At 75.0% G+C, this 7,058-nt stretch carries 4 protein-coding genes; 3 read left to right on the forward strand and 1 reads right to left on the reverse strand.

What is annotated here, in order from left to right; genetic code table 11:
• Nucleotides 1–87 precede the first annotated feature (87 nt).
• Complete coding sequence (locus tag IE321_RS05055) at nt 88–1,329, reverse strand: nucleotide sugar dehydrogenase (RefSeq protein ID WP_043227898.1); 1,242 nt, start codon at nt 1,327–1,329, stop codon at nt 88–90.
• 286 nt (nt 1,330–1,615) lie between these two features.
• Here IE321_RS05055 and IE321_RS05060 point away from each other — a divergent pair, with 286 nt between their 5' ends.
• The 3 genes from IE321_RS05060 to IE321_RS05070 form a co-directional block, all read left to right on the forward strand.
• Complete coding sequence (locus tag IE321_RS05060; protein WP_043227899.1) at nt 1,616–3,322, forward strand: glycerol-3-phosphate dehydrogenase/oxidase; 1,707 nt, start codon at nt 1,616–1,618, stop codon at nt 3,320–3,322.
• Nucleotides 3,323–3,519: 197 nt separating this feature from the next.
• Entirely contained in the window at nt 3,520–5,883 is a 2,364-nt protein-coding gene (locus tag IE321_RS05065) for a serine/threonine-protein kinase (RefSeq protein ID WP_190221916.1), read from the forward strand.
• Nucleotides 5,884–5,938: 55 nt separating this feature from the next.
• On the forward strand, nt 5,939–7,058 hold a 1,120-nt coding region (locus IE321_RS05070; protein ID WP_190221917.1), incomplete at its 3' end, for a protein kinase.

Raw genomic sequence — 7,058 nt, forward strand, 5'->3', positions numbered from 1 at the left:
GAGACTAGCAGTCCGCTCGGACAGTGGCCCACCCGTTACCGGCGGGCGGGCCGTGGCCGGATCTTTTCGGTCGGGTTCCGCCGCACCTCAGAGACGGTGCGCCGTGCCCGCGGGGGTGGCGCCGCGGGTGTCCAGGAGCAGCTGGGCCTTCACCGCCAGGCCCTGGAGGTCGTACACCCGGTGGTGCTGGAGCAGGAGCGTCAGGTCCGCGTGGGCGGCGGCCTCGTAGAGCGAGTCCGCACGGGGGACGGGCAGGTCGCGCACCCGCCAGTCGGGGACGTGCGGGTCGTGGAAGCTGACCGCCGCGCCGAGGTCCATCAGGCGGCCCGCGATCTCCTCGGCGGGGGAGCCCTCGCGGTCGGCGAGGTCGGGCTTGTACGTGATGCCGAGCAGCAGGATCCGGGCGCCGCGGGCGGACTTGCCGTGCTCGTTCAGGAGGGCGGCGGCGCGCTGGACGACGTACCGCGGCATCCGCTGGTTGACCTGGCCGGCGAGTTCCACGAGGCGGAGCGGGCGGTGGGTGCCCAGGCGCTCGACGGGGGCGCCGTGGCCGCCGACGCCGGGGCCGGGGCGGAACGCCTGGAAGCCGAAGGGCTTGGTCTCGGCGCAGCGGATGACGTCCCAGAGGTCGACGCCGAGTTCGTGGCAGAGCACCGCCATCTCGTTGACGAGGGCGATGTTGACGTGCCGGAAGTTGGTCTCCAGGAGCTTGACCGTCTCGGCCTCGCGGGGGCCACGCGCGCGTACCACCTTGTCGGTGAAGCGGCCGTAGAAGGCGGCGGCGGACTCGGTGCACGCGGGCGTGAGGCCGCCGATGACCTTGGGGGTGCCGGCGGGGCCGGGCAGGCGGTTGCCGGGGTCGAGGCGGCCGGGGGAGTACGCGAGGTGGAAGTCGCGTCCGGCCCGCAGCCCCGAGCCGTCCTCCAGGAGCTCCCGGAGGAGGCCCTCGGTGGTGCCGGGCGGGACGGGGGACTCCAGGAGCACGGTGGTGTGCGGGCGCAGGCGGGCGGCCAGCGCGCGGGCGGCGTCGCCGACGGCGGTCAGGTCGAGGGCGCCGTCGGGGCCGAGGGGGGTCGGCGCGCAGAGGACGGCGGTGCGGACCCGGCCGAGTTCGACCGGGCTGGTGGTGGCCCGGAAGCCGCCGGAGAGCATGCGGCGGATCTCGGAGGCGGTGAGCGAACCGTCGACCGGGGGGCGGCCCGCGGCGAGCTCGGCGACCGGGCGGGGGTCGGTGTCGAAGCCGACGGTGGCGATGCCCGCGGCGGTCGCGGCTTGGGCGAGGGGGAGTCCGTGGTGGCCGAGGCCGATGACGGCGAGGTCTGCGGGCATGGGGGGTGGGCCGTCCTTCCCGATAGCGAACCCGATAGCGAACGCAATGTCAGACTAGGAGTAAATATGACCGATATGCGGCATTGCATGATCGAAGGTCGCCGAGTGTTATCCACAGGTCTGCGCGGGGGCGGTGGCCGAAGCCGCCGCGCCGGTCCAGAATCGAGACGTGAGCCGGGCCACATCGCGGTCCGGTTCACGGCTGGACCGGACACGAACGGGCAAGGACACGCGTAGGGGACGCAAGGCGCGAAGGCGCACACCGGGACGACGGGAGGCGGCAGCCGTGAGGACAGCGACACTGGGACCCGCCGAGCGCGCCGAGGCTCTGGCGGCCATGGCCGAGCGCGAGCTGGACGTGCTCGTGGTCGGCGGCGGCGTCGTCGGCGCCGGCACGGCCCTCGACGCCGTCACGCGCGGGCTCGCCACCGGCATCGTCGAGGCCCGCGACTGGGCCTCCGGCACCTCCAGCCGCTCCAGCAAGCTCATCCACGGCGGACTGCGCTACCTGGAGATGCTCGACTTCGCGCTGGTCCGCGAGGCCCTCAAGGAGCGCGGACTCCTCCTGGAGCGGCTCGCCCCCCACCTGGTGAAGCCGGTGCCGTTCCTCTACCCGCTCCGGCACCAGGGCTGGGAGCGGATGTACGCGGGCTCGGGCGTCGCGCTGTACGACGCCATGTCCGTCTCCTCCGGGCACGGCCGCGGCCTCCCCGTCCACCGCCACCTCAGCCGCAAGGGCGCCCTCCGCGTCGCCCCCTGCCTGCGCAAGGACGCCCTCACCGGCGCCCTCCAGTACTACGACGCCCAGATGGACGACGCCCGCTTCGTCCTCACCCTCGTGCGCACCGCCGCCTCCTACGGCGCGCTGGCCGCCGGCCGGGCCCGCGTCGTCGGCTTCCTCCGCGAGGGCGAGCGGGTCGTCGGCGCCCGCGTCCAGGACGTCGAGACCGGCGGCGAGTACGTGATCCGCGCCAAGCAGATCGTCAACGCCACCGGGGTGTGGACCGACGACACCCAGGCCCTCATCGGCGAGCGCGGCCAGTTCCACGTCCGCGCCTCCAAGGGCATCCACCTCGTCGTCCCCAAGGACCGGATCCACTCCGCCACCGGCCTCATCCTGCGCACCGAGAAGTCCGTCCTCTTCGTCATCCCCTGGGGACGGCACTGGATCATCGGCACCACCGACACCGACTGGGACCTCGACAAGGCCCACCCCGCCGCCTCCAGCGCCGACATCGACTACCTCCTCGAACACGTCAACACCGTGCTCGCCACCCCGCTCTCCCGCGACGACGTCCAGGGCGTCTACGCCGGACTGCGCCCCCTGCTCGCCGGCGAGTCCGACGCCACCAGCAAGCTGTCCCGCGAGCACACCGTCGCCCACCCGGTGCCCGGCCTGGTCGTCGTCGCCGGCGGCAAGTACACGACCTACCGGGTGATGGCGGAGGACGCCGTCGACGAGGCGGTGCACGGCCTCGACCAGCGCGTCGCCCCCTGCGTCACCGAGGACACCCCGCTGATCGGCGCCGAGGGCTACCGGGCGCTGTGGAACGCGCGGGCCAGGATCGCCGCCCGCACCGGCCTCCACGTCGTCCGCGTGGAACACCTGCTCAACCGGTACGGCTCGCTCGCCGAGGAGGTCCTCGCCCTCGTCGCCGAGGACCCCTCCCTGGGCGAGCCGCTCGCCGCGGCCGACGACTACCTCCGCGCCGAGGTCGTCTACGCCGCCTCCCACGAGGGCGCCCGCCACCTCGACGACGTCCTCACCCGCCGCACCCGGGTCTCCATCGAGACCTTCGACCGCGGCACCCTCAGCGCGCGCGAGGCGGCCGAACTGATGGCGCCGGTCCTCGGCTGGGACGACAGCCAGATCGAGAAGGAGGTCGCCCACTACGAGAAGCGGGTCGAGGCGGAGCGCGAGTCGCAGCGGCAGCCCGACGACCTCACGGCGGACGCCGCGAGGCTCGGTGCGCCCGACATCGTCCCGATCTGACGGGGGCTTCTCCTGACGGTGCGTCCGGGACGGGAGGGAACCCGGGGGCCTGTGTGGCGCGTCGTCATACCGGAGTACGGACCCGGGGGCGCCACCCGTCGCGAGGTGAGGGACAATGGGCTCTCTTCCAGGGCGGGTTGCCGCAGCGTGCGGAGTGCGGCGGACGCGGCGGAGATCAGGGAACGCAGAGGGGACGCATGTCGGAGTCGGAGCAGTCGCGGGACACGGCGAAGGACCCCCGGCGGGACGCCGCCGCGGGGGCCGCGACCGACGGCGGGCGGGGGACGGTTCCGGCCGCGCGCGAGGCGGAGCGGGCCACGGACGCCACGGCGCCCGCGGACGCGGTGACCGGGGCCGGGACCGGCGCGGACGCCGGTGACGGCGCGCCCGCGGACGGCGGTGCGCGGTCGGAGGCGGCGAAGCCTCAGGACGCGAAGCCCCGGGACGCCCGGCCTCAGGACGCGAAGCCGTCGGACGCCAGGCCCCAGGACGCGAAGCCCCAGGACGCCGCGCCGTCGAGCGCCGCGCCCCGGGACCGGGTGCCGGGGACCGAGCCGTCCACCGGACGGGCCGGCTTCGGCGCCGGGGTCGGCGACGGGCAGCGGCCCGCGGCCGACCGGCTCCGCAAGGGCGGCGCGCCCGCCACCGAGGAGACCGAGGGCCGGCTGCTCGCCGGCCGCTACCGGCTCGGCGCCCTCCTCGGGCGCGGTGGCATGGGCACGGTCTGGCGCGCCGTCGACGAGACCCTCGGCCGCACCGTCGCCGTCAAGGAACTCCGCTTCCCCAGCAGCATCGACGAGGACGAGAAGCGCCGCCTCATCACCCGGACCCTGCGCGAGGCCAAGGCCATCGCCAAGATCCGCAACAATGGCGCCGTGACCGTCTACGACGTCGTCGACGAGGACGACCGCCCCTGGATCGTCATGGAGCTCATCGAGGGCAAGTCCCTCGCCGACGCCGTGCGCGAGGACGGCGTCCTCACCGCGCACCGCGCCGCCGAGGTCGGCCTGGCCATCCTCGACGTGCTGCGCTCCGCGCACCGCGAGGGCATCCTGCACCGCGACGTGAAGCCGTCCAACGTCCTCATCTCCGAGGACGGCCGCGTCGTCCTCACCGACTTCGGCATCGCCCAGGTGGAGGGCGACCCGTCCATCACCTCCACCGGCATGCTCGTCGGCGCCCCCTCGTACATCTCGCCCGAGCGCGCCCGCGGCCACAAGCCCGGCCCCGCCGCCGACATGTGGTCCCTGGGCGGTCTGCTCTACGCCGCGGTCGAGGGCTGCCCGCCGTACGACAAGGGCTCCGCGATCGCGACCCTCACCGCCGTCATGACCGAGCCCGTCGACCCGCCGAAGAACGCGGGCCCGGAGCTGGAGAAGGTCATCTACGGGCTGCTCGCCAAGGACCCGGCGCAGCGCCTCGACGACGCCCGGGCCCGGGTGCTGCTGCGCGCCGTGCTCGACGCCCCCGAGCCCACCCCGGAGCCCTCGCCCGAGGTCACCAGGGTCGTGCCGCTGCCGGCCCGCCCCGAGCGCGGCCCCGAGGTCCACGCCGCCCAGGAGAAGGCCCCCGAGCCCGCCGCCGAGCGGATGCGCGGCGCCCTCGCCTCCGTACGGAACGCGGCGGCGGCGGCCAAGGCCGAGGCGAAGGACCGCACCAGGGACCGGACCAAGGAGCCGGCCCGGCCCGTGCCCCCGCAGGGCGGCGCCCGGCAGGCGCCGGCCCGCGCCCCGCTCACCGACGTCGTCCCCCGGCGCACCCTGGTGATCATCGCCGCGGTCGCCGTCCTCGCCGTGCTCGGCACGATCCTCGCGGTCTCCCTGAGCGGCGGCGACAAGGGCACCGAGGGCAAGGGAGGCACCCCCACCGCGTCGGCCGGGACCACCGCCGGCGGCGACGGCGGCTCCACCACCGACGGCGGCACGGGCGGCTCGCCCAGCGACCCCGGCCAGCAGGGCGGCGCCCAGCCCGGCGAGAACGGCGCGGCAGCCGACGGCGGCGCGACGGCCACCGGCGGGGCGACCGGCACCACGGGCGGCTCCACTGGCCAGACCGGGAGCGCCACCCCCAGCACCAAGCCCAGCGGCGGCACCGGCGCCACGCTCCCCGCCGGCTACTCCCTGGTCACCAACGACCGCTTCCACTTCTCCATGGCCCTGCCCTCGTCCTTCCGCATGCGGCCCATAGACGGCTACAGCGGCGGCGCCATATGGAGTGAGAGCGGCGGCTTCCCGCGCGTCCAGGTCGACTTCAACGGCAGTCCCAAGGACGACGCCAAGGCCGCCTGGGCCGCCGCCGTGGGCGGGGTCCGCCTGACCAGCACCGGCTACAAGCACATCGGCATCGAGTCCGTCTCGTACAAGGGCTACCCGACCGTCGCGGACTGGGAGTTCGAGCGGGACCAGAAGGGCATGCGCGTCCACGTCCTCAACCGCGGCTTCAAGGTGGACGCGAAGCACGGCTACTCGATCATGGTCACCTGCAAGGCCGAGGAGTGGAACGGCGCGGAGTGCAAGACGCTGCGCGAGACGGCGTTCGCCACGTTCAGCCCCAAGGACTGAGCCGCGCCCCGTATCGTGAGGGACGGGGGACGACCGAAGCGCGGGGGGAGGCGCCGTGGACGAGTACGCGGGACGGGTGCTCGCTGAGCGCTACCGCCTGCCGGTGCCGCCCGCCGGCGCTGGCGGACTCGTCGACCTCGTGGAGACGCGCGCTTTCGACACGTACAGCGGGCAGGAGGTGCGGGTCCGTCAGGTCCCGCTGCCCGAGATCGTGGACGCCGAGGTCCTCGGCGAGGGCCCCGCGCCCTCCGGCCCGTACGGCGCGGGAGGCGGCGCCACGCGCAGACCCGCCGAGCCGGTCGTCCGGCGGGCGATCGAGGCGGCCCAGGCCGCCGCCCAGATCCCCGACCACCCGTTACTCGACCAGGTCTTCGACGTCTTCGCGGAAGCCGGCTCGCTGTGGATAGTCAGCGAACACGTGGCCGCCCGCCCCCTCTCCGCCCTCCTCGACGAGGGCCCGCTCAACCCGTTCCGCGCCGCGGAGATCGCCGCGGACGTCCTGACCGCCCTGCGCGCCCTCCACGCCCACGGCTGGGTCCACCGCAACATCACCGCCCGCACGGTCCTGGTCTGCGACGACGGCCGCGTCCTCCTCACCGGCCTCGCCGCCGGCGCCGCCGAGGAGGCCCTCTGCGGCTACGCCCCCGTCCCGGACCCCGACGACCCCGCCTTCCGCGCCCCCGAGCCGGAGTACGAGCCGTACGAACAGGCCGCGTACGACGCGGAGGAGCTCGGGCAGGAGGACGCCGACGAGACACCCGGGCCCGAGACGTACACCGAGGAGCCGTACGAGGCCGAGCGGTACGAGGTCGAGCGGTACGAAGCCGAGTCGTACGAGGCAGGCCCGTACACCGAGGAGCCGTACGAGCCCGAGGCCCCCCGACCTGACGCATATGGGCCCGACGGGTACGAGCCCGACGCGTACGGATCCGCCTCGTACGAGCCCGGCGCTCCCGAGCCGCAGCCGTACGAGTCCGACGCCCACGACGTCTACGAGACCGGTGAGTACGCCGCTCCCGGAGGTGTGCCCGAGCTGCCCGCCGCGCCGGAGCCCCTGCCGTACGGGGTCGACCCCTACGGGCGCGCGACGCCCGCGCCGCGCCCGGCGCGTCCGGCCGAGGCCCCGGCGGTGCCGCCCAGCGCCGATCTGCGGGCGGCCCGCGCGGGGGCCATCG

The organism is Streptomyces hydrogenans (assembly GCF_014656075.1).
GTDB lineage: Bacteria > Actinomycetota > Actinomycetes > Streptomycetales > Streptomycetaceae > Streptomyces > Streptomyces hydrogenans.

Excerpts from the sequence above, each read along its gene's own strand:
- IE321_RS05055 (WP_043227898.1), bottom strand. The coding sequence starts at position 1,329 with ATGCCCGCAGACCTCGCCGTCATCGGCCTCGGCCACCACGGACTCCCC.
- IE321_RS05065 (WP_190221916.1), top strand. The coding sequence starts at position 3,520 with ATGTCGGAGTCGGAGCAGTCGCGGGACACGGCGAAGGACCCCCGGCGG.